The organism is Heyndrickxia acidicola (genome assembly GCF_001636425.1).
Taxonomy (GTDB): Bacteria; Bacillota; Bacilli; order Bacillales; family Bacillaceae_C; genus Bacillus_AE; species Bacillus_AE acidicola.
Genome location: NZ_LWJG01000004.1, coordinates 70,885 through 95,155, shown reverse-complemented (window position 1 = coordinate 95,155; position 24,271 = coordinate 70,885). Strand labels below are relative to the sequence as shown.

Below are 24,271 nucleotides of genomic sequence, written 5' to 3'. Positions count from 1 at the left end.
CACATTTTCCTTAATTTGAATCAGTTGAGAAAACAGCTCCTTGTGAATTCCTGTCATTTTCCAATTCATTTAATTAGACTTCCATTATTGCACAAAACTGTCTGTGCAGTAAGCATTGCTTCACAAATATGAATAAATATTAGTTTGCATAGAGATTTACCCTTTATCATGCCCTTATCAAATCAAGTTTACCAATATCTACCCTTCTTCTGTTCTTACAGCAGACTTCCATTCAACAGCAGTTACACCATTTTCTAAATTTAGTCGACTTATTATCTTTTTAATTAACGAAGCTTTTTATTGTATCACAATGTAAAAGCGCTCTAAAAATTACTTTTCCCATCCTCAATACCTTCACAGTACCATTCTTTTAGACCTATTCCTTCCATCTAAACCATATGCATTAACAAAACTCTAACATGTGATTTCGTGCTTTTCTATTTAAAATAACGCTATCGTTCTTAGCTTAATATGAACTAAAATGACACCAAGAGCCCCAATATTGCCGTCTTCTAAAAAACCAGTTCCTACTAGTATACCTACTGCGGCTGCACACCATAAAGTAGATGCAGTATTTAGTCCCCTAAACCATCTCGAATAATTACTACTCCACCAAGAAAACCAATCTCTTGATGGTTTTTATTTTCTATTTAGTAATTGACGCTAATAATAAAAACGTTTGGGAACATAATAACAAAAAAGCTTGAATAACAGGGAGGTAGCGTCTTTTGAAGAACAAGGAAATTAGATTGACATCTTCAGAAATTACAGGATTATGGACTCAATATATTCAAACTACTATGTCAACTTGCATTAGTAAGCATGTGATAGCAACCAGTAAAGATCCCGAGACCATCTCTCTTTTTAAATTTACATTAGGGCTATCTAATAAGCATATAAAAAAAATAGAAAGTATTTTTGAATCAGAAAAATTAGAGCTTCCACAAGGATTTACCGAGGAAGATGTAAACCTAAATGCTCCTCCTTTATTTACAGCAAAGTTTTGGCTAATTTATATACATGATATGACCATGCACGGCTTAGCTGGATATACTCTTTCTTTTAGTGTAGCTGCCAGAAAAGATATAAGAGATCATTTTTATGAATGCATTAATGATACGATGGATCTTTACAATAAATCGATCGATATCCTGTTATCTAAAGACATTTATCAGCGATCCCCATATTTTTCAACGGAAAACAAGAGCAAACCCATTACAGAAATGAAGTATTTTTTGGAGATATTCGGGAATAAAAGACCTTTGAATTCAATGGAAACGGGAAATATCTATTTTAATTTAAAAAAGAGCATTGTAACCAAAACCCTCATCAATGGATTTAAACAAGTTATTCACGACAGTGAGATTCATGAATTTTTGGATCATTGCTTAAAGGCAATTAGTAAAAATATTGATGTTTTTACTTCTGTACTTGCGGAGGAGAATCTTCATACGCCTAATTTATTAGATGGCGAGTACACTAATTCTAACGTTGCACCATTTTCAGAAAAACTTATGACATTTCATATAGGATTTTTATTCCATTTAGCATCAACATATTATGCGTCAGCTATGGTTACAAGCATGAGAATAGATATAATTGGACATTGTGATGCGGCAATTATTAGGGATTTAAAAATAATTTCATTTTTCGGTAAATTGATGTTAAAAAAAGGATGGATAGAAAGTTTACCCCTGGCGGATGATCGTAAAGAATTATCCTAAATCATCTTTGCATATTGGTTAAAAATTAAGATCAAAGAGACTCTGAATAAGAATCTCTTTGATGTGTTCTCTATAAGTAATTAAGTTTCGTTGCAGTTTTCTTTTATACTATTTGGGCTACTCGTTCAGTAAGAGCGACCAAGGATACAGCCTGTATCTCGAGCGTGATATTATCATTCTTCGAAACATTAGTTAAAGAAGCAAATATGCCATTAGAGAATACAGGTAAAGTGATTGTTGATAGGCATAAAGATAAGTCGTTCGCAACAGGATCAGAGGTCGCACTCCAAACTGAAATCGTTGGATATATGCATTCCAATTCAGTTACAGTTTTTCCACTAGAATGGTACTCATTTCTAACATAGCAAGTTGTCAGAATTGATTAATTTAGCCCCATCTCTTCTCGCAGTCGCACTTCAAAATGTTCATTTACATACTGCCTAATAAACTGAGTTTTTTTGTCTACATCCACTTCTTTTCTAAAAAGGCCAGCTTTTTTCAGGCGTTCAGATTCAGGTAACGACTCCCATTTTTTCAAGGCCTCATCTTCCAGCTTACTTTCCACCCTTTTTCTACTCACAAGTTCTTGAAACCGTTGTTCTTTTTGCTCTATAGGTGTCGGCAATTTAGGCAAATTTAGGAGCAATTGTTCATATTGATATTTCAATTCTTCCAGGTTGGCTGCAGCCATTTCCTCGTATGTTTTTCTGACCTCATCAGTTATTTGTTTCTTCAACAGCTCGATATTGTCCAAACTCGGTGTCTGCTTCGTGGCAATATCCTCCAAAGGAAACGGTCTTACATCAATAAAATTAGGTAAATCCTCCATTATGGAAGATAACGACCATTTCTCTTCCCTTCTCTTTTTAATGAACAAAGCTATTTTTAAATCCAAATCATCATAAATCTTTTCATTGGTTTCAAGTGTTCGGTTTATGTAATGAACTCTTTCTGTTTCCAGACGCTTAAACCAGCCATCTACAGTGTTACTATGCATGCTTTGATTATCAAGCTTCGACTTTATCACTTCAATAAAGTCGCCTATCTTCCAAAAATGCTGTTCTTCCATAAAGATCCTCCTCTTAGTATCGATTGTTGAGCTGCATTCTTTGTACTATATAAGGGTTATGTGGAATACAAATGAACCACACCCAACAAATCCCCTTATAATAGCTATAACTAATTCAATTAAACCTTTGATTTATAATTTTAGTAGTTTAATAAACTACTTAATTGCCCGTCTTTTTAGGAACCTTATCATAGGATTCCCTTCTATGTCTAATCAATCCACTCTTACATTTGTTGTCTACATAGATTGTGTAGATCACAAATGAACCACAATACAAAGGATATTAGTTTATCCTCCACGTGCATTATCGATTTTTTCTTCAAACAGCACAAATTCAACTCTACAAATGGTCCCCACACTACATATACACCACAATTTTATAATATCCTTCTATTATAAAATCAATTAAACAGATTTTCGAATTGTTGTGTGGAGTATTTATTGTTAGGCGTATACATATGGAATACAGATTGTACTCTACAAATGAATCACATTCAACATATAGTCTACACTTCCTTAAACATTGTGAGTTAAATCACATATTCTGAATCTAATTGTTTTGTACAAATAGAGTATTCTGCAATTATGGTCTACAGAGTGTTGTCTACAAATTGATTCCATATAACATGTGGTCTACAAATCAAAAAAATGAAACTCTCAAAAGGGATTCCACTGGCATGGTTGTCCGGCTATGAATGCCATTATAGACTACAAGCATAGATGAATCTACTAGTAGAGTACATAAGGATACTACAATTATAGAAGAAATTCACTGTCGAGTGAAGGTTTTATCGAAAAAGGGAAGGAGGGCACATCTATAGATATTACTAGTTGACCACTTGTATACTATACTATCCTTGTATTACACAAAAAGGGGGAACAAAAAGAAAAACTCCATCAAAGATGGAGTTAGTCATCGTCTTCATCAAAGTTTAAAAAGGTTTTTTCAGCAAAGCGTTGAATCATACTGTTGGTTTTAAAACCAGCAGTTTCTTCTTGTTTCGGTTCGGAAGCAGAAGATGGTTTAAATTCAAATCCCACCTCAGGCTTTGTGACAACTTGATACAAGAGTTGCGAAATTAACGCACGGGTATGAGGGTGAGACAACCATTCTTTTTGTTGTGACGTTAAACCAGTAGGGATAGATATAGTAAGTTCGTCTTTAAAGTCTTTCCCTAGAGCTTTTTTTGAAACGGCATCGACAAAAAGGGGAGCCATTTCACCGCTGAATTTTCTTCCTAAGTCATGCTTTCTCTTTATAAGATAGTCACTGACATGAGTAGGAGTATCGGATGGCAGTCGAAAAGAGATGGTTTTTCCTGGCCCAAATTGTTCCATTATTCATCACTCTTTAGCCGCAGCTGCTTCAGTGGAAATTCCTTTGCTTTGTAAGTACATCAGTAAAATCTTAAAATATGCCCGTGCAATCATCCAAATGCTGTCTTCTTCAGACACAAAACGAAGAGGATAGTTCTTATCCGCATGATTAATCTCTGTTAAATACGGTTTTAATACAAGGGATCCGCCACCAATTTGATAGCTCAATCGGATATCCGGCACGTTTCTCCATATGTCCTTAATTAGCTTGTATTCTTCTTTTGCCAACACTGTTAGTTCTTCATCAATAATATCTTTAATGGAAACACGATTTCCATCCACCCAAATGTGATACTGTTCATCTGGTTGTTCATTTGTAATGATTTCTACAAGTGTCCTGCGGCTTTTAATGGTGTACTTGTATTTAGAATATACTTTACGAATGATGTTATCCAAATAAGTAGAAACGCCCCGTTTAATACCGTTACTGAATTCATTGTCTACTTCAGATTCAGCTGTAATGACGGCAGAATCCGTTGAAAGACCGCCAATATCGTTGATGAGAATCGTTTTTCCCATTAATTCTTCATTTTTCGTTGAACCATCATTATTGGTAGTAAGGTCTACAAAAGCCGCAAAACCTTCTGTATTCACAAGAACCTGTTCAAATTTAATGTGAACGACTTTGCCTTCTAGTGAAGGAGTTTTTAAGAATTTCACTTCATGCTGAGAAGTTTTAAGCTTTTTTCGAAAATCTTTTGCTTTTCCATGCTTCGTTTCATCAAGGGGTAGCCCAGTTGATAGATAATATGTAGCCTCGATTACGCCATCTTCTTCCTTGAAATTGTTGACTGCATCGTAAGCCAATGTTGTTAAAAGCATGACAATGGGTTGATCGCTTTCCGCTTTATCCTGATCAGGTGTTAATTCATCATTGTTAGGATATTTGGAAGCCAGTTTTCCTACAGCAAAACAGCCATTTTTAGCCTTTAAAGCAGAGGATGTTATCTCTACATGTAGAGCGTTTAATATGTTCTTTTCCATTTCAACAATCTCACGGTCATTCGCTGTGGCTATGACATTCGGTATGTACACTTGGTTTTCAATGGTTCCTAAATAACCTTTTACCGCATCGTTTCCAATATCGATTGATACAAATCTAGCCATTTTTGATTAATTCCTCCTTGGAATAACTAGTATAATTTAGTAGTTTAGTATATTGTATGCAAATTGCATGCAATAGTCAAGTTTTGTATGCAATTTGCATGCTTTTATACTTTTCATAACAAACCATAGAATCTAAAAGCATTTGGAGAGTAAAAAGAGTAGATCCAAAAAAGAAGACGGCTGTTCTATTTGATGAAAGGAGTTGATGAATGCTTTCTCAAGATCAATTGGAAAATGGTCGCTTAGAAGTATAGTGTAGAAAAAGGAAGGAGAACATTAATGGAAGTTTGCCATCTTCAAAAGCAACACACACAAAAGAAGTTCATCTCAAGAGAATGATTTAATTCTTATAACTAGCTTGTTTTCTATGTATCTAATTAGAAAGTAATTTATTATCAAGCAAATGGAGTTAGTAGGTACAACCGTAACTAGAACCTTTTATACTGAAGTAAATAGGGTTATGACCTCTACAGCTTCCACAAAAATAGAAAGAAAACAGCCATTTTGCAGGGGTGGATACTTATCCTATATGGAGCACATGTGGTGGATAAGCTATGCAGAGAAGTCATTTATGGAGGGGAAAACATTTATCTTTTATATACAAGTCCTGGTGCATGCTTATTTTACAAAAAAATGGTTTTTCAAGAAGTGGGAGAATGGACGGTTTTAAAATTTAAATAACTATAGGCAGGGGTAATCATCCATATGCCTACTGATTGAAGATAAAAGGGACAAGACATTAAAACAGCATTTACTGCTATAAATTAAATAAAATAAATTTACCCTTGGGCGTACACATGCTGGATTGCCTGGAAGTTTCGCTATCTTTATATAGAGTAAAATTGATAGTTGATATAAAGATAACTCTTTTAAATTCTCTCTCCCACATGTATTCTACACTTTACTTATATTCTACAACTCTATGCTTTTCACATGAGGAATTCTTCATTATTTTCTAACCGAAAACTAACTAATTCTTTGCGCTAGTGGACGGAAGGAAGAATGGAGGCATCGTCTGTGATTAAAATGTCCTTATTTTTTATATAGGCTATTTTTATTAAAGAAATGTGGTATTGGTATAGTAAATCGTTCAAAAAAAGGTGCATTACAGAAAAAGTTCTACAACAATAACCATTAGTATACTTGAAGTGGCAATTCTTCCGCTTCACGAATGGCTTACGCGACAAGGAGTGAAATACAAAACTGAAACAATTTTGTCTTGTAGATTACCGTCCAACAAAGAGGTTGAATTTGGAATTAAATGGGCACACATTGAATACTCACTTAAATTCATATTAAATTCATATATGAGAAAGCAACATGAATTACTTTAAAACGTGTAAACCCAAACTTCTTGCAATTTAATAGGCAATTTCTTGATTGAAAAAGAAACTGCCATTAAAATAAAGACATAAACAGTAAAGGAAGTTCACTATTTTTTATCAAAAATTGAGGAGTGCTGTGGTCAAGTGAAATTTAATTTTGATCAATTAATAAAGGAAAACGAGAGTGTACATATTTATTATAATATTACTCATTTACAAACCTATATAAAAAATACAGTTTCATATATTATTTCAGGTATCCATCAAGGCCAGCACATTTTAATAATTGAAAGTGAAAAGTTAATTCCCCATATATTTAAAGCGTTAGAAGGACATATAACAAAGGATCAGCAATCATATATCCATACGGTTAATAACTTTGATTATTATTGTTCTACTGGCAGTTTTCAGCCTGCTGTCATTTTTGATCATCTTTCCAAAACCCTAAAGCCTTTTTATGACCAGCATATCCCATTCAGAATATGGGCACATGTAGAATGGAGCGAACAGGAAGGAATTTTAACCATTTTGGAAGAGTTTGAAAATGAAGCTGACAAAATCGTTCAGGATCAAAAATTATATTTGGTTTGTGCCTACGATGAGGAAAGAGTACCTGAATCTCTTAAAACTTCCCTAATGAAATGTCATGAGTATATCATGAAAGATGATGAGATTATCATTTCGGAGTTATATCAAATGAATCCATAAAGACCGAAACCTCTTCAGGAGAAGCTTGATGAATAAAAAACATGGCCATATATGTCTTTTTAAAATACACGCTAGCAATAATGGAAGATATGGACACCGCTTTTTTTTGCAGCAGCACCCATTTGAAGAGGCCAACAATTCGTGAGGTTAAAATAACACCTCTAGCTTTACGAAGGTGATCTCTGAATTAAACAGAGGGCATCTTTTTTTTAGTTTCATTGATACCTGAGATGATTATTATACGGTATATACTAGTCTGTCTTACGTCTCAATTAAGCTAACTTTTGATATGATTTATATTTGACTCGTCTTTAAAGTTACCAAAGAAAGACCCATCGGTGCGTGTCCCAACCGTTCCCGCCACATTCCCAGTTTCTTCACACGTTTTTGAAAGTCAGGTGTGTATAGCAGCTCCCATGGTCTGAATGAATGAGACTTGGGATTATGTCGAGAAAAGATATTATCATTACTATTTAAAGAAAGATTTGATTGACCGTTAGAGAAAACTAGAGGCAAACGAGTAACTCCTTTTCTATTGAATTCTAACGGAGGTTAGTTCAATTAGACTAGGATCAAAATAAGTAGAGAAGTATAGTAGTATACGGAGGAGAAAATAGTGGATTCGATTAAAAAATTCGCCCAATTTTTAATTAATAATGCTCAATCAATAAGCAAAGAAATCGTTAGTTTTAATATAGGGAAATTGGAAATCGATTTACCAGTGGAGATTATTGAACGGTCAATAGCCACAAATCGTGACTTCCTAGAGTTCTTAGGGAACACGATGAGTTTAACCGATGAAGAAGTCGCAGCAAAATTTGAAAATTGGCTCAAAAAATATCAAGAGCAATCTCAGCAAGATAAAGAACAATTTGAGTCACTTAGTGACATCGCGACCTTAATAAAGCCTTATGCTGAAAGTAGGCTTCGTTTGATGGAAATGATTACGAAATTAGCAATCAAACAAGGTCTAACTACCGAAGAAGTTGTTTTTGTAAATAATCGTATCTGTTATCTTATGGATATAAGCATTACCCAAACAATTATTGAAAGAGAAAAAATATCAAGTAAAAAGATTAAAGAAAACAAAAAAGTAATAATTGAGTTATCATCTCCAATTGTGCCAATACAAAATGGTACGGCTATTCTGCCTTTAGTGGGAGAGTTTGATTGTGATAAAAGTAATCATATTTTGAATAACGTAATACCTAAGATTAGAGAGCTTAATATTAATTGTCTTATTATTGATTTTTCAGGATTAGTTAATATTAATGACGAAGTTGCTAGTAGAATTTTTAATATTTATGACACATTAATATTATTAGGAGTAAATACTATATATACTGGTATTAGACCTGATTTAGCAACAAGAATTGTAAATGCTGGTATTGACTTTTCTTCCTTAAAAATTTTCGCTACAGTGCAACAAGCGTTAACACAGTGATAGAAGAATCTGAAATCGGTTTTAATTAACAAAGTTTGTAAAGAAATATTTTAAACAACACTCTTACAAAAGAGAATGAAAGGCTGCAGTTGTTTGCAGCTTTTTTCTTATGTCTTACAGGGTAAGGTACTGATTCTAGAAGACGAAAGTAATAAAAATCATCTCCACGTTTCTTCAACCAACAATCACGCTAAAGCTTTTTATATTAAGAACGGAATGAAACAAATCAAATATGAAATGGATGGCAAATTTTTATATGTTAGGAACTGTATAGTGGCTTCATTTAGGGTTGTTTGCTGTAAATACCCTATTCTTGTGTCAAGAAAGAGCAGAGAGTGCAAGAAGGGTTTTCTACATTTCGCCCCGAGATAATTCCTATATGGCAGCAGTTTATGTTTAATTGAATATGTTCAGAACAATAGATAGTCTAGAGATTAGAAGTGTTTTCAATTCAAAAGTACCCGTTATTTTATGGGGATTTTTTTACTTCCAAGCATTTTTTCCATTTTCTTTCTTCCAACTATATTATAATAGCCATGATTTTATTATTTGTTGTCTCCAAAAGAAAACTATTTTCAACTATCGGAATGAATAAAGGAGGAAATAATGGAAAATTCAGTTCAACACGCACTAGAAAAGAAAGAGAAACTACCTATTTCACTGATTTGGCTGACAATTGGTGCTTTTGCTATTGGCATGACAGAATTTATCGTGATGGGCCTATTGCCGAACGTCGCTCATGATTTGCATGTTTCCATTCCAACAGCAGGTCAAATTATTACCAGCTATGCGCTCGGAGTAGCCGTTGGAGCGCCGTTGTTAACCATTGCCACACATTCATTACCAAAAAAGAAGCTGCTCATACTGTTTATGGTGATATTTACTTTAGGCAATGCCTTTTCCATGATTGCGCCTAATTATGGCATGTTAATTATCGCACGGCTGATAACAGCTCTGGCCCACGGAACATTTTTAGGCGTCGGGTCCTTGATCGCTATGAAGCTTGTAAGTCCGGAGAGAAAAGGGAGTGCTGTCTCTCTTGTACTGGCCGGCTTAACCATTGCTAATATTATAGGGGTGCCCTTTGGGACGTTTATTGGTCAAATTTTTGGCTGGCGAGCTTCATTTGGAGTGATTACTTTTTTAGGAGTTATTTCGCTATTGGGAATCTATGGCTACATACCCGTCATTCAAGAAGACAAGGCCTCTAACGTGATGAAGGAGATAAAAGGTGTAGTCAATCCCAAGGTTCTGTTTAATCTATTTGTTGGGCTTTTGGGATGTGCAAGTTTGTTTTCGTTGTTCACCTACATCACTCCCATTCTTCAATCCGTATCCGGATTTAAAGAGGGCCATATCACATGGATATTAATCATTTTTGGTGTGGGTGTGACAATTGGTAATATAATTGGCGGCCGCCTATCAGATTGGAAGCTGCTCCCTTATATAATGGTCAACTTCCTCTTATTAGCCATCATACTGGCAGGAATGGCCCTTATCTTAAAAACATCCCTCCTTGTAATTCCTTTTGTTTTTATATGGGGGGTAGCAGCATTTGCCATGCTGCCGGGCATCCAACTAAGGACCATGCTTTTGGCAGGAGATTCACCGACTCTTGCAGCAGTATCTAACCATTCTGCTTTAAACATTGGAAATGCGCTTGGAGCCTCGATGGGGGGAGTTGTCATTGTGCATTTCGGTTTGGCAGCACTGCCGTTTTTTGCATCGTCTTTAGCCTTTTTAGCCTTTATCGGCATTGTCTATTTACTAATAACCGAGAGGAAAAAGAGGGTACTTTAAAAAAGGGAATCTTCGCTTTATCTTTCGAAAAAAATCTTACTCTGTGATAACGATTGTTTATTACACCTTTACAAGGTTATTCGGTAAAAACGAGCGTAGCCTTGACCGATACTATTTCAAAATTTGAGTCGACAAGAAGTTAATTAAAACTTTATTTGATTTTGGCCTTAAAGCAAGCATTTTTCTGCCTTTTTCCTTTAAACATTCCTAATCCTTTTCTACTTCAAAATGGATTCCTTTTCTTGTGATATTTTGCTGTCATTTACATTGTCTTTTGATTTGCCAATAGTATGCAACTCTAGAGGGGCAGGGTAACTAAAGAAGGAATATATAATTAGAAGATATTAATTTTAAGCAGAGTTTGGGAGACTGTTTTTCAAAAATAAAAAGTGTTGATAAGAAACTCTTATTACATAATATAAAAAATAAATCATTTTCTTATCATTTTTTATAACCTAGTATGAAAACTATAAGGAGGGCGTTTTATGATGCCAAAAATTAACTTTAGAATGGCTACTGAACTAGATTTGGATAAAATAGTTGAAATGCTCGCTGACGATGAATTGGGAAGTAGGCGCGAACGTTATGAAACAACTTCCAGAAAGTGATATAGTGGCATTTAAGGCTATAACCTCTGACCCTAACAATGAATTGGTAGTAGCTTATCAAGCTGATGAATTGGTCAGGGTTCAACAAATAACATACACACCTTACTTAACATATCAAGGTGGATGGAGGGCTACTATTGAAGGCGTTAGAACTGCCTCCTCTAAGCGTGGTTTTGGAATAGGAACAGAACTAATTAGATGGGCAATTCATCGTGCAAAAGACCGTGGTTGTCACTTGGTACAACTCACAACAGATAAACAAAGAATCGATGCTTTACGCTTTTATGAATGGTTAGGTTTTAAAGCAACTCACGAGGGATTAAAAATGAAATTGGAGTAGTTCCTTATTCTTCAAGTGTTTTAGTTTCATATTCTAATAAATAAAACTTGCCCATACTGTGGCAAGTTTTTATTTTTATATGCCATTAACGATGTCAAAAAATATAGCTGTCATTTCGAAACAAAAATTTAGATAAGCCCTTCAAAACTAAACCCCTTTAGTACCAAACAATCCCTTTTAAAAAAAATCATTGGCTTTGGCACTTTTTCAACATTTCTAGCAGAAATAAAAACAGTTACTTCAGTGTTCTATATTTTATTAAGCCAGTCCGTCATTTTTAATGTTTTCTGCACATGATCGTTTTTAATAGCAGGAAAGGCTACTATGGCTAGATAAAAGGACAGGGTAGTGAAAGGAATATCAATTGATTTTAAGGCTAAAATTATTTTGATATTCCCTAAATGAGCATTACTGTAACAACGGTAATGCTTTTTTTCTGAGGAAGGTTATTTAAATAATTCAAGTAGATTGGATATATGTAATTAATTAGGAAATTTTTTCATAAACACTACTAAGTAAATCGTCAACCTTTTCTTTCTTATTTCTATATCGTAAATAGTTTAAGACAGATATGATATATAACACAACTAAACCCAAATTAATAAACATACAAGAGACCCCTTTTGGTGTATTTTAAAACCATATAATTGAACAATTTTGGATTTTTCACGTACACATCTTTTTTAATACAGAAATAAAATTTTTCTGCTAGACAGGTTTTACCTACGACAATACCATGATAGCTACACCTGCTGTCCCTGCTAACATATATTAGCAAAGCCTTGTTAACAAATTGCCTTTTTAATATTAAGATTTTGTATGTTAATAAAAAAGAAACTATTTTTACTCAATCAGAGGGATAAAACTTACTAAACCTTTACATAAAATCGATTAGAACTTAAAAAATCGCTTATATAATGTAACTGTTAAAAGATTGCTCACTTTGGGGGTATGAATGAATGTTAGGTTTTATTTTGGGGGAACTAAAAAACTGGTGGATTACCAAGTCAACAAATGAAATCAAAGAATTTGAACACCTAGAAGCTAAACATACAAGAGTTCGCTATGACCAAGACATTTATGAAACCATTCGTATCCATTAAGATTGGAAACGTTAAATCACTTCGATTTATTATTTCCTTATCAACTATTCTTTTATGGTAAAATATTTTTTTCTAATGGAAATCTTTTTGCACTCTTGCCCGATAATCGGGAAAATTCATTTAAATACAATTGGGTGTAAGAGGTAAAGAGCAGGCTGTCATTTAGGCAGCTTTTTTCTTATGTCGCTACCATAAGAATTAATTCATATGCTTTCAAATCCAATTAATTTCAATACAATCATTTATGATACAAAACTAGTTTTACATAAAGATTATGTTATTTTGTGATAAAATTTGTTATAGAAAAAATGTTAGGTGGTATATGAACTTGGAAGATAAGATACAAACTTGGATGAACTTTAATAAAATACACGATACATTAAATCAGCGGCTCGAGAAACATCTAAAATCCCGTTATAATCTAACAATCAGTGAATTTGCCGTTATAACCGTTTTGAATGAGGATAAAGATGAAGGATTTACGATTCATTATCTGAGCAATACCGTTAACTTAAGCCATAGTGCAGTATCGCGGCTTGTTGCACGACTGGAAACCTGCCATACGGTTGAGCGCGGTTCTCATGACACAGACAAAAGAAGCACGGTTGTGAAATTAACGGATCAGGGGAGACGTGATTATCAAGAAACCTTGCCTGAAATCACCGCTATCATCAGCCAAGTTTTTAACGAAGAAAAAGATCAAATGAGCGGCTTTCTCTCCAGACTGCTTGACAGATAACGGAGTGGTTGATATATTCATGTGCGTGCGCACGCAAAACTAAAAATGAGGTTACGGGATTGAAAAACTCGCAATCTCTTCACGTTCTTAAAGCAATTTTTTATATTTGCTTAACGTACGAACTTGAGCTTTTCAGTAATGGATAAGACAGGAGTATATGTGGATGAATTACTTTTTGAATTCAAAAAAAATAAAAGACATTTGTGGTGAAGTTTCTCATAAGAAGGGAAAAAAGCGCTATGCAGAAGGAAAGGTTACGTTCAAAGGGTACCATCCAAGTAGTCCTACTGTCGAAGCCAGTGTCAAAGGGCAATATACCTTTCATGTCAGTATTGAAAAGGTGCAAAACAACATAAGCGCCTCATGCACTTGTCCACAATTGCCTTCCGTCCCACATTATTGTCAGCATGTTGCAGCTGTTCTGATAGGACTCCATGATTTTCAAGTGAACGGAATACCGAAAACAGTTTTGCTTTCTAATGGAAAAATCCCTCCTAAATCCGCAAAAGAAGGAAAGGAGAAGCCCATACTGCAGTCAAAACAAACTCCTGCAATAAAAGGAAATGGTCAGCTGGCGAGAGAAATTCTTCGGCTATTTCAAGATCAACCGGTGACTCCAATCAGCCATCAATACAGTGTGGATGACCGAACGCTGTTAAATACTGAATTTACCTGCAGAACGATTACCTTTTCAAAAGAAAACGTTCTATTTGGAATCGAGATAAAAGTAGGCGATTCCATTGTTCGCAATGTAAATGAATTCCTCAAACATGTTGAACAGAGAAAACCTTTTACACTCGCTAAAAACGTTACATATCAACCCAATCTTCACCGGTTCAGCCAGGAAACTACGAACGTTTTCAATCAATTAATTCATCTTATCAATAGTGAAAATATGTTTTTAGATACTCTAGTATTTGATTCCAGCAGGGTTGGTATGTTGAATGATATATGGATCTTAATTCCTCCCTCCGCATGGGCAACGATTCTTCCGTTGCTTTTAGATGCACCTCGAGTAAGAATGATCCATGGCAGAAATGAATACGGAGGAATAAAGCAATCAAATGAGACCATGCCTTTGGAGTTTTGCTTTAAAGAGGGGAGGGCGGGAAGCTGTCAACTACACGTGAAAAACGTTGATCAGATTACAATCATGAGAGCGTATGACACAGTTCTTTTTGAAAATAAGCTTTATAAGCTTTCCGCCGCAGACTGCAAACGGCTCCTGGATTTAAAAAAGCTGCTGGAAACTTCCGGTACCTATCGGTTAGAGATTTCTCTGGAAGAAATGGAGCACTTCACAGAAAGCGTCATGGCAGGTTTTATGAAACTGGGCCATGTACGAATTTCTGAAGGCCTTTCCGGCAGCATGGGGCATACTTCTTTTAAAGGAAAACTTTATTTAGATAGAGTGAAGAACCGGCTGCTTGCAGGGTTGGAATTTCATTATGGAAATCTGATTATGAACCCTTTAGAAGAAAGTCTTCAGGCCGATTCCCATCCATTGTTCAAACGAAATGGTGCGAAGGAACAGGAAATTATGCAGCTGATGGAAGAAGGGCTATTTTCAAAGACAGACAGCGGCTACTTTCTGCATAACGAAGAAGCGGAGTACCATTTTCTACATTCAATTATCCCAAAGTTGAAAAATCATGTTGAAATTTATGCTACTACAGCAGTGAAGGACCGTTTAGTCCGAATGGAATCCCGTCCCCATGTGAGGGTGGAAGTAGATGAAAGAACGGACTGGCTCATTTTTGAGTTTGATATGGAGGGAATCCCGGAAAGAGAAATCCGGAACGTGTTGCTTTCCCTTAATGAAAAGCGGAAGTATTACAGGTTAAAAAACGGCAGCCTGCTGTCACTGGAAACAAAGGATTTTCAAGAAATAAACAAGTTCTTGAATTCGACGGGTATCACAACAGAATCTTTAGAGGGTGCGGAAATTCGTATACCGTTTCCTCATGGTCTGCAAAAAATCCTGTCTTTTCAAGGTAGTGTTGTTAATTTGGGCAAATCCTACCGAGATATTATGACGAACCTGCAGAGTACCAATAAAGCAAGAGCAGCTGTTCCTGAGAGCTTGGATAACGTTTTGAGGAATTATCAGAAATACGGATTTCAGTGGTTAAAAACAATATTTCAATATCAGTTTGGCGCCATTCTTGCGGATGATATGGGATTAGGGAAAACACTGCAGGTCATTGCTTTCATCTTATCCGAGCTTGCCAGCATTCGAAACAATGGGAAACCTGTCTTAGTCGTGACTCCTTCTTCTTTGGTATACAACTGGATGAATGAGCTGAACAAATTTGCGCCGGAAATAAAAGCGGTGATTGCAGACGGCAGTAAACCGAAAAGAAATAGGATATTAAAAAATACTTCAAAGGCAGATGTCATCATTACATCTTATCCATTGTTACGTCAAGACAGTAACAATTACCACAAACAAACTTTCCATACTATTGTTCTAGATGAGGCGCAGGCTTTTAAGAATCCGTCAACCCAAACTGCAAAGGCAGTGAAAATGCTTCAGGGTAATTGCCGGTTTGCGTTAACGGGTACCCCTGTGGAGAATTCCTTAGATGATTTATGGTCAATTTTCAATGTGGTGTTTCCGGGACTTTTGCCTGAGAGAAAGACCTTTAAAGATCTTCCACGCGAAACGATTGCCAGGATGGTCAAGCCTTTTATCCTTCGCCGCTTAAAAAGCGAGGTATTAATGGAGCTGCCGGAAAAAATAGAATTGATCCATACCTCTAACTTGCTTACAGAGCAAAAAAAAATATATGCAGCCTATTTGTCGAAATTAAAATACGAAACCTTAAAGCATTTAAGCAAAGATACCTTTCATCAAAACCAAATAAAAATTCTTGCGGGATTAACCCGGCTGCGTCAGCTTTGCTGCCACCCAGCCTTATTTGTAGAAGGCTATAAAGGGAGCTCGGCGAAATTTGAGCACCTTATGAAAATCGTAGAGGAGTGCCGCAATACGGGAAGAAGAATGCTGATCTTTTCCCAGTTTACCAGGATGTTAGGGATAATGGGACGGGAATTTGGCCTCAGAGGAATCCCGTATTTCTATTTGGACGGAAGTACACCATCTCCTGATAGAGTTGAACTTTGCCGACGATTTAATCAGGGGGAAAACCAGGTCTTTCTGATTTCATTGAAAGCAGGCGGTACCGGGCTAAATCTCACCGGAGCGGACACGGTTATCCTTTACGATCTTTGGTGGAATCCCGCTGTAGAGCAACAGGCAACTGATCGAGCTTACCGGATGGGGCAAAAACATAACGTTCAAGTGATCAAAATGGTTACCAAGGGAACGATTGAGGAAAAAATGAATGAACTTCAAGAAAGAAAGAAAAACCTGATTGAAGAAATTATTCAACCAGGCCAAGAAGAGCATTCTATGCTTACAGAGCAGGAAATCAAAGAGATTCTTATGATTGATTGATTTTAATGTTTTATCAAGCATTTTGGAAAATCATATAATTAATTGTATTGAGTATCCAATATATTAACCTTTCCATAAAGGGTCTATAATGGAAAACAAAAATTAAATAGATGCTATTATTTTATGCTCTAGGAGTGATTTTAATAGCACTATCATATTTAGTTCATTTATCTAATGTTATATCAACTATTATATTAATAATTGATGCTCCTTGATAGGATTTGGATTGATAAAATTCATATCCAAGAAGAAAGATATAAATTAATGTAGTAAAGCCCCATCTATAAGCTTTTTATTTTTCATTCTTGCTTTCTTAATTAGTGGATGCACGAGTTTAGCATTCAGCTGTCACTTTGGCGGCTTTTTTTATTACACGAACGGGGAGGTTAGTTTATAAAGCATGTCTATAAAGGATAGGGAAATAAATCATCTTTATTCGATTACAATGTACCTAATAAATACATTATAGTAAGATATGATGAATTGATTGTCATTTGTACAAAATAGATAACTAAACTTTATTTTACAACGTAGGTGATAGTAACGGATATTATTTTCATAAGGAGAAATAAGAGATGGCAGTTAAAACAAATTTTTCATCAAATAACCTTAAAGACATTCTTTGTAATTACAACTTGGGTGAACTTGTATTCTCTAATCCAATTACCAAGGGTACAGTACAGACTAATTTTTTTATTAAGACAACAACCAGAAAACTTGTTTTTAGATATTATGAAAATCGTACAAAAGAATCGGTTTTATTTGAAATTAATTTAATCAACTATTTACAAGAGAAAAAATATCCATGTCCCACTCCATTATGTAATAATTATGGACACTTCATTGGTATCTATGATGATAAGCCTTATGTTCTATTTAGTTTTATTGAGGGTGAGCATATAGAAAATCCCACTAATAATCAAAAAAAACAGCTCATAAGAAAAGTTGCTGAATTACACAATATTACTAAAGGGTTTAAATCCGATTTATCACAGTACAGATTGAATTACAACGTTGAACAATGTGAAAAGTTAGCTAAGGAAAGTGCTGAAAAGATAAATACATTTAATTCTCAAGAAAAACTTAAGTGGTACATATATCAACTGAATCAGCTAGCCCTTCCAAGCTCATTACCAAAGGGTATTTGTCATTCTGACTTTCATTTCTCTAATGTCCTTTTTCATAACGATGAATTTAAGGCTCTTATAGACTTTGATGATGCCAATTATACATTTTTAACATTTGACCTTGTGTGTATGATGGAACCGTTTAAATCTACTTTTGATTGGGATACTTGGGATAAATTCAGTTTAGAAGATGATGTTTTTGATTTTAGTAAAGCAAAGAAAGTAGTATTAGAATATTCTCAATATAGACCTCTAAATGAATTTGAAAAAATACATTTATTTGATTTAATGAAATTCGGAATATTAATTGACTGTATTTGGTATTTTGAAAGAGGAAAGGTAAATGATTTTTTTGAAAAACGAAAAATTGACTATCTTGATAAATTAGGTAGAGAAAATTTTTATCAGGAGCTCTTCGGATAATACAATGGGTCTCTTGTCTTATTTGATTGGATTGCCTAAGTGGTATTACGGAATATTTATTTATTATTAAAAAAATTAATTTCCTTACTCCACTAACAGGAGTGTTAGTGGGGTAAGGAAAACCTATTTAATTTAAAAGAAAAACACCGCAAAAGTGAACTGCACCCCCATTGTTAGAGACTATCTAACAATTGGGATGCTTTTGATTTTCTAAGATGTTTAAATGGAATCGTTATTTTGAAGAATATTCAAACCATCATTTTATGAGAAGATTGGGCGAAAATATAAAGAAAAAATAATAATCGTTACGGATGTAAGTAAAATTAAGAAATTCCTTCGTTAAGACGATCAGGTGTTGCAACCTTTTTTTGATCATTGTTGAAGTGACATACAACCTCTAGTCTTTTCTTGTTGGGGTGAGGGAAAAGAAAGTAAGGAGGATTTTGAGCATTAGAAGGAGAAGCTGTATAAGAAATAAATAAAAAATGGGAGAAAAAAATGAATCAGAACAGAATTGTATTAGTTGTTAGTGTAACAGTGGTGCAAGAAAATGAAGTTTTGATGATAAAAGAAAATAAGCCTTCTGCCATTAATAAATGGAATTTTCCGTCGGGACGAATCGAACAAGGAGAGGACATTCTCAATGCAGCTTGCAGGGAAGTAAAGGAAGAAACCGGTTATGATGTAAAGATTTTAGAAACAACTGGCGTATACAACTTTATTAGTAGCTCTAATCATCAAGTCATTCTATTCCATTTTATTGCTGAAATCCAAGGTGGGTTTCTGAAGTTAGAGGAAGATGAAATTATAGATAGTAAATGGATTTCCCTTAGTGAAATTCAGAATATGAAAAATGAAGAACTTCGTGACTCAAAAGTAATAAGACAAATAGTTGAAGCTATGATAAATAAAAAATTCCACCCCACTGAGGTCTTTAATGAGAAACTCCATTAACTGCACTTTTTCAACGATGATATAGAAGCTCTTTTTTGTGTTACTAGCCAGTTCAGCATAAGTAGGTAAAAACACGAAATATATAATACTGTTACTCTATGTGATGTATACATTTGTTATAATATCTATATATATTAACATATATGTTAAAAACAAATTTATTTTTAACATGAACATAAATTCATTTGTAACAATACTGACCTTTTATCTTTATACATTAATGATAGAATAATAGGTGTAGTGTACAAATTTGCATTTAAGAGAGGTGTATACATTGACAGCGAAAATCATCACGTTTGGTATTAGTAAAGGTGGTTGTTCCAAGTCTACTAGCAGTGGTATCACTTCTTTCCTTTTAAGCAAAAAGGAAAAGGTATTGGCTATAGACATGGATGGTCAAGGTAATTTAACCAGTTTTTTAACGAATGAATATGATATATGCAATGTATTTGAAGAAAAAACAGTTCTTGAGGCCATTCTGGAAGGGGATGCTAGACCTTACATCATTAATATCGGAAAGAATTTAGATTTAATCCCATCTAATGATTTTTTAGCTACCCTTCCAAGAAAGATGTTTGAAAAACAGCTTAAACTTGATGCTTTACAAAAAGCATTAGAGCCGGTAATGGAAGATTATGATTGGATTATTATCGATACACCTCCATCTCTTTCCGAACAAACAGTCTTGCCACTAAGTACATATTCCGAAGGCGGAACTTATGCCGTTGTTATGTTTGATGGATCGATGTTTGCATATTATGCCATTCCGAAGTTTTTGGAAATTGTGGAAGGCGCTAAAGAAAGATATAATCCATCTCTTCAAACTGCCGGCATTTTATTTTCCTTAATTGATTCAAGAGCGAAGGAAAATGATGTGATGGTAGAAGCAATTGAAGAAGATTATCCTCAATTAAAGTTTAAAACGGTTATAAAACGCAAAGCTTCCACTAGGCGTTTAGCGATAGAAGGATTTGAAGGGAATTCCGAATTACGCAATGCTTTAGAACATTACATTCCCTTTGTAAAGGAGTTGAAAAAACGTGTCAACCAAAAGCAGCCTCAAGAATCGAATTAAAAAGGCAAATGCTACTCAAGAATTTTTCAATTCATATGAAACTGATACCAGTGAGTCTACAGTAAATACTCCTGAAGATAAAAGCAATGACAACAACGAAACATATGTCATAAACGACAACAACAATGCCAATGTTGTTAAAGATAAAGATAACAATGATATAAATGACGAAAATATCATGAATAAAGATGTCAATCTCAATACTATTATCAAAGACCAAGATGTTCTTGTAGTTGATAACAAAAAAGATGATGATTATTTACGTGAATTAGCATTAGGAAAGAAACCGAAAAATAAGAAAACAAAAAAAGTATTTACTTCTTTCTATATGGATCCAGATTTAGCCATTGAAGTAGACAAAATCGCTGCAAGGGGAGAAAAAGGCGATAAATCCAAACTGATTAATATGGGTATTCGAAAATTACTAGAAGACTATGGTGTAATTGAACCTAAATAAACGTGATAACATGATCACCTGTAGGTATCGGGTTCTGATTTCGAGTACAACATATAAAAAACCATAACAAAAGGGACATCACAAATCGCAACAGATTTGGTTGTCCCTTTTGTTGTTAGTAAGGTATTTCCAATAAAAAAAAGAGGTCGACCAATATTCAGCCTTTTATGGAGGATTACCAAACTTCCCTGCAGCAAAATCCCCTAAATGTTGAATCAACCCAGGCTCCATAATCAAGAGGTGAAAGCGATAGCTAAATAAAAAAGACATGTCTATTTTAGCGCATGCCTTCTTAACAATAATCATGTTCCATACGGATGTATAACAGGATTTTTTGTATAATCAGATTTACTTCGTTAATAATTTCCGATTTTTATTTGATCCAGTCCTCCAAAATAGCCAGACAGCAACAACTAAAAATCCAACATAGAAAAATATTTGTAGAGGGGTTGGACTATCGGCATATCCAAAAAAGGAATGTAAGATGTCTCCAAATGTACTATCTTCACTAAGTAGTGAAGCAGTATTCCATAATGCATGTTCTGAAGGTAACCATCCGAGCTCCTGAAAATTTTCAATTCCATCAGACAATAAACCTGCTGCAAATAGCATAAGTAATGTTCCCATCGTATCAAAGAAATATTTCAAATTAATTGTTCTGCCCATGAAATAAATCACATAGCTCAAAATTAACCCAACAATTACGCCTAATAAGGCACCAAGAACAAGCATTAATGGATTTGTATGGAATGCAATGGCAATCATAAATACGACTGTTTCCAAGCCCTCTCGTCCAACAGTGATGAATGCAATGAAGGAAATTGCTAATATAGAACCCGTACTAATGGCGGAATCCATTTTGGCATGCAGTTCTTTTTTTAGGTTTCGTCCTTGTTTTTTCATCCAAAAGGTCATATACGTTAAAACGCCACAGGCAATGAAGTATGTAATTCCTTCAATTTTAGTTTGAAGATTGGAGCCATCATAATTTCGGAGTGTCGAAAAGACGACTATTCCGCCAATTACAGCCACTGCTATCGCAGCCCAAATACCAATCCAAACATCTTTAAAACGATTGCGCTTTCCAATTTGGTTAAGATAGGCAAGCATGATAGAACAAATCATTGATGCTTCTAAAGATTCACGAAAAAAAATCAGAAATGAGCCTAGCAAACAAAAACCTCCATCTATCAAATAAACAATTTTTCAATAATGATAATCATTCTCAATTTATTTGAGATTATTTTACGATAATAAAATTTTTTCGTCAAGAATAAAAGTTTAAAAGAGTTATTTAGGATGCTTAGACTTACACTTTCTTCTTAAAATCAAGAAAGTTGGGGAAAATGATTGGACGCATACCACTATTAATACTCTCCCAATTAATAGATTGTGACCGAACCCTTAAGATTTACTAAATGATAGAATTGAACTGAGTGTTAAAGATTAGGGCCAAATTATTTTTAGGAAGTAATAATAAACAAATTAATAATACATTTACCTTATGCGATACTGTTGTTTATGTTGAAATACAAATATACATTAACACATATATTATAGATTAAGATAACAGCAATATAAATGACGATATAAATAATGAAAATATTATTGATAAAAATATCAAACTCATTGCTTTCACTAAAGTTACGAACGTTCTTGTTACCAGTTAAGCTAATTTAGAAACAGTTATTACAGTTGTAGCCTACGGCATTTTTTTCTTGTTGTGCGAAAAGGCAGGTAAGAAGGATTGCAGATAATCCTAGTGGAATATAAGTGTATGTGATGTTAAGAGAAGCTTATTTGCTTAAAAATGTTCAATCAGATGGTGTGAAGGAAGGGTGATAGTTATTTCAAAATTTAATATGACACTGTGGCAATCACTTAAATTATCAACAAGAGCATTATTGATTACTGTAGTGTTGTACCTTATTGCAGTGATCGGCTGGAATGTTACGTATTTAAAATTAATATTCCCTTTCATTGAAAAATTCATTTTAACCTATATGAATACTACATGGAGCAACTATCTCATTGATTTAATCGGAACATGGATAGGTCAATCCTTTTTCCCAATCGCTTTGTACTTCATTGTTGTTCGTCCTTATCGTTTTCGAACAATATTACTCACCAATTATCGACTCGATTTGATTAGAACACTTTTTCTCATTATATTTACAGTTGGGTTATATCTTGTTTTTACGCCACAACAGAAGCCGATATACATAATTGTTCTCCTTACTCTTATTTGTACTGGATTTACAGAAGAATACTCGTTCCGTGGAGTTCTTACCAGAGTCTTTCGTGACAGGTTAGGCATTGTAAGGGCAACTGTACTTGTAAGTCTTCTCTTTAGTTCTGCACATTGTCTAGAATGGTTCTATATCGAACAGGTTCCTGTTAACCAAGTATGGATATCTTTTATTATTGTTTTCATTATGGGTATCTTATTTACAGTTATAGCTTGGAGGAGTGGTTCGCTCTTCTGGGCAGCTTTTATACATACTCTCCATGATTTTAAAGCTCATATTGATCCTACATATGAAAGTTCATGGAAATCTATAATTAGTTTGATGATCTGCGGTGTAATTGGGGCAGAATTACTTCGCTTTGTTTCCAAACCAAAATCAAACATAACCAACTTGGGTAAATCTAGTTCAGACGCTGAAAGTGACATGTGAAAACTTAAGATAGCACGTAGCTTTTGTTAGGTTCTTTTCACTTGTAAATCTAGCTTTTATTCCTTTGTATATTCCTATTTTTTTTGTAATACAGGGTTGGTAGAATAATTGAATTATTAAGGTATTGTTGATTTACTGGTAAATCAACGATACCTTATTAAAGATGTTTCATATCTGATATTCTAAGAATTTGTCCTTAAAACAAATTAATAATACATATACGTTATGCAATGTCATTACTTGTGTTGTTATACAAATACACATTAACATATATGTTATAAACAAAGACAAAGATAACAATAATATAAATGACGATATAATTGACAAAAATAATATTGATAAAGACGTCAATCATAATGCTATTACTAAAGTCTAAAACGTTCTTGTAGTGGCTAACAAAAAAGATAATAACAATTTACTTGAAATAACATTAGGAAAGGAACTGAAAAATAAGTAATACAAGATTTCTCATCCTCATAAATGGACGCACTTTCATTAAAACCAATGATAATTTGAAAGAGTTGAGACTCAAAATCCTTATAGATATTTATTGAAAATATTTCCACCCCTTCTCTTTTTATGTCATATGTAAGTCCTTTGCTAAATTTTTCATTTTAGGGATGATGCAAAGGTTAGAGACCTAGTAACTAAAGCCATTATAATTTTTTTGTTGGCTTTTTCCATAGCTTCTTTCCCGTCCTAGTGTTCCATCGCAACTCTATGAAGCAATCCTAACTTACTTGAATTGAGATA

Annotated in this window: 16 protein-coding genes and 2 pseudogenes; 13 read left to right on the top strand and 5 right to left on the bottom strand. The window is 34.3% G+C overall.

Annotated elements, in window-relative coordinates:
• Nucleotides 1-198: 198 nt before the first annotated feature.
• Nucleotides 199-626: pseudogene (locus A5N88_RS26455) on the bottom strand (MgtC/SapB family protein); the annotation flags it as partial.
• A gap of 102 nt (nt 627-728) precedes the next feature.
• On the opposite strand from A5N88_RS26455, the gene A5N88_RS22855 reads away from it, so the two are divergent.
• Complete coding sequence (locus A5N88_RS22855) at nt 729-1,724, top strand: DUF3231 family protein (protein WP_066271116.1); 996 nt, start codon at nt 729-731, stop codon at nt 1,722-1,724.
• A 382-nt stretch (nt 1,725-2,106) separates the two neighbouring features.
• Here the strand turns inward: A5N88_RS22855 and A5N88_RS22850 are convergent, their stop codons facing one another.
• The 3 genes from A5N88_RS22850 to A5N88_RS22840 all read right to left on the bottom strand — a co-directional run bounded on the left by A5N88_RS22850 (nt 2,107) and on the right by A5N88_RS22840 (nt 5,277).
• On the bottom strand, nt 2,107-2,793 hold the full coding sequence (locus A5N88_RS22850) for a hypothetical protein (RefSeq protein WP_066271113.1): 687 nt from the start codon (nt 2,791-2,793) through the stop codon (nt 2,107-2,109).
• Nucleotides 2,794-3,702: 909 nt separating this feature from the next.
• Entirely contained in the window at nt 3,703-4,131 is a 429-nt protein-coding gene (locus tag A5N88_RS22845) for a hypothetical protein (protein WP_066271110.1), read from the bottom strand.
• A gap of 6 nt (nt 4,132-4,137) precedes the next feature.
• Nucleotides 4,138-5,277 (bottom strand): ParM/StbA family protein, encoded by a 1,140-nt coding sequence (locus tag A5N88_RS22840; protein ID WP_066271106.1) that lies wholly within the window; start codon nt 5,275-5,277, stop codon nt 4,138-4,140.
• A 1,469-nt stretch (nt 5,278-6,746) separates the two neighbouring features.
• On the opposite strand from A5N88_RS22840, the gene A5N88_RS22835 reads away from it, so the two are divergent.
• From A5N88_RS22835 to A5N88_RS22790, 11 genes and pseudogenes are all read left to right on the top strand, one after another.
• Complete coding sequence (locus A5N88_RS22835; protein ID WP_066271105.1) at nt 6,747-7,310, top strand: MEDS domain-containing protein; 564 nt, start codon at nt 6,747-6,749, stop codon at nt 7,308-7,310.
• 616 nt (nt 7,311-7,926) lie between these two features.
• A complete protein-coding gene (locus A5N88_RS22830) occupies nt 7,927-8,754 on the top strand; it encodes an STAS domain-containing protein (protein ID WP_066271100.1) in 828 nt (275 codons plus the stop codon).
• A 606-nt stretch (nt 8,755-9,360) separates the two neighbouring features.
• Nucleotides 9,361-10,554 (top strand): MFS transporter, encoded by a 1,194-nt coding sequence (locus A5N88_RS22825; RefSeq protein WP_066271098.1) that lies wholly within the window; start codon nt 9,361-9,363, stop codon nt 10,552-10,554.
• Nucleotides 10,555-11,039: 485 nt separating this feature from the next.
• Nucleotides 11,040-11,502: pseudogene (locus tag A5N88_RS22820) on the top strand (GNAT family N-acetyltransferase).
• Between the two features lie 959 nt (nt 11,503-12,461).
• Entirely contained in the window at nt 12,462-12,605 is a 144-nt protein-coding gene (locus A5N88_RS25300) for a hypothetical protein (protein WP_157090820.1), read from the top strand.
• 328 nt (nt 12,606-12,933) lie between these two features.
• Nucleotides 12,934-13,344 carry a MarR family winged helix-turn-helix transcriptional regulator gene (locus tag A5N88_RS22815; protein WP_066271096.1) on the top strand — a complete coding sequence of 137 codons (411 nt, stop codon included), beginning with the start codon at nt 12,934-12,936 and terminating at the stop codon, nt 13,342-13,344.
• Between the two features lie 163 nt (nt 13,345-13,507).
• On the top strand, nt 13,508-16,804 hold the full coding sequence (locus A5N88_RS22810; RefSeq protein WP_066271092.1) for a DEAD/DEAH box helicase: 3,297 nt from the start codon (nt 13,508-13,510) through the stop codon (nt 16,802-16,804).
• A 575-nt stretch (nt 16,805-17,379) separates the two neighbouring features.
• The gene (locus tag A5N88_RS22805; protein ID WP_066271090.1) at nt 17,380-18,354 is read left to right on the top strand and encodes a homoserine kinase; all 975 of its coding nucleotides are present in this window, start codon (nt 17,380-17,382) and stop codon (nt 18,352-18,354) included.
• Between the two features lie 498 nt (nt 18,355-18,852).
• Nucleotides 18,853-19,308 carry an NUDIX hydrolase gene (locus A5N88_RS22800; RefSeq protein ID WP_066271086.1) on the top strand — a complete coding sequence of 152 codons (456 nt, stop codon included), beginning with the start codon at nt 18,853-18,855 and terminating at the stop codon, nt 19,306-19,308.
• Nucleotides 19,309-19,582: 274 nt separating this feature from the next.
• Nucleotides 19,583-20,383, top strand: a complete 801-nt coding sequence (locus tag A5N88_RS22795) for a ParA family protein (RefSeq protein WP_198160381.1) — start codon at nt 19,583-19,585, stop codon at nt 20,381-20,383.
• Complete coding sequence (locus A5N88_RS22790; protein WP_066271083.1) at nt 20,349-20,840, top strand: hypothetical protein; 492 nt, start codon at nt 20,349-20,351, stop codon at nt 20,838-20,840. The genes A5N88_RS22795 and A5N88_RS22790 overlap by 35 nt, the downstream gene beginning before the upstream one ends.
• 348 nt (nt 20,841-21,188) lie before the next feature.
• Here A5N88_RS22790 and A5N88_RS22785 read toward each other — a convergent pair whose 3' ends face one another.
• The gene (locus A5N88_RS22785) at nt 21,189-22,013 is read right to left on the bottom strand and encodes an FTR1 family iron permease (RefSeq protein ID WP_066271081.1); all 825 of its coding nucleotides are present in this window, start codon (nt 22,011-22,013) and stop codon (nt 21,189-21,191) included.
• A gap of 665 nt (nt 22,014-22,678) precedes the next feature.
• Here A5N88_RS22785 and A5N88_RS22780 point away from each other — a divergent pair.
• Complete coding sequence (locus A5N88_RS22780; protein ID WP_157090818.1) at nt 22,679-23,518, top strand: CPBP family intramembrane glutamic endopeptidase; 840 nt, start codon at nt 22,679-22,681, stop codon at nt 23,516-23,518.
• The last annotated feature ends 753 nt before the right edge of the window (nt 23,519-24,271 follow it).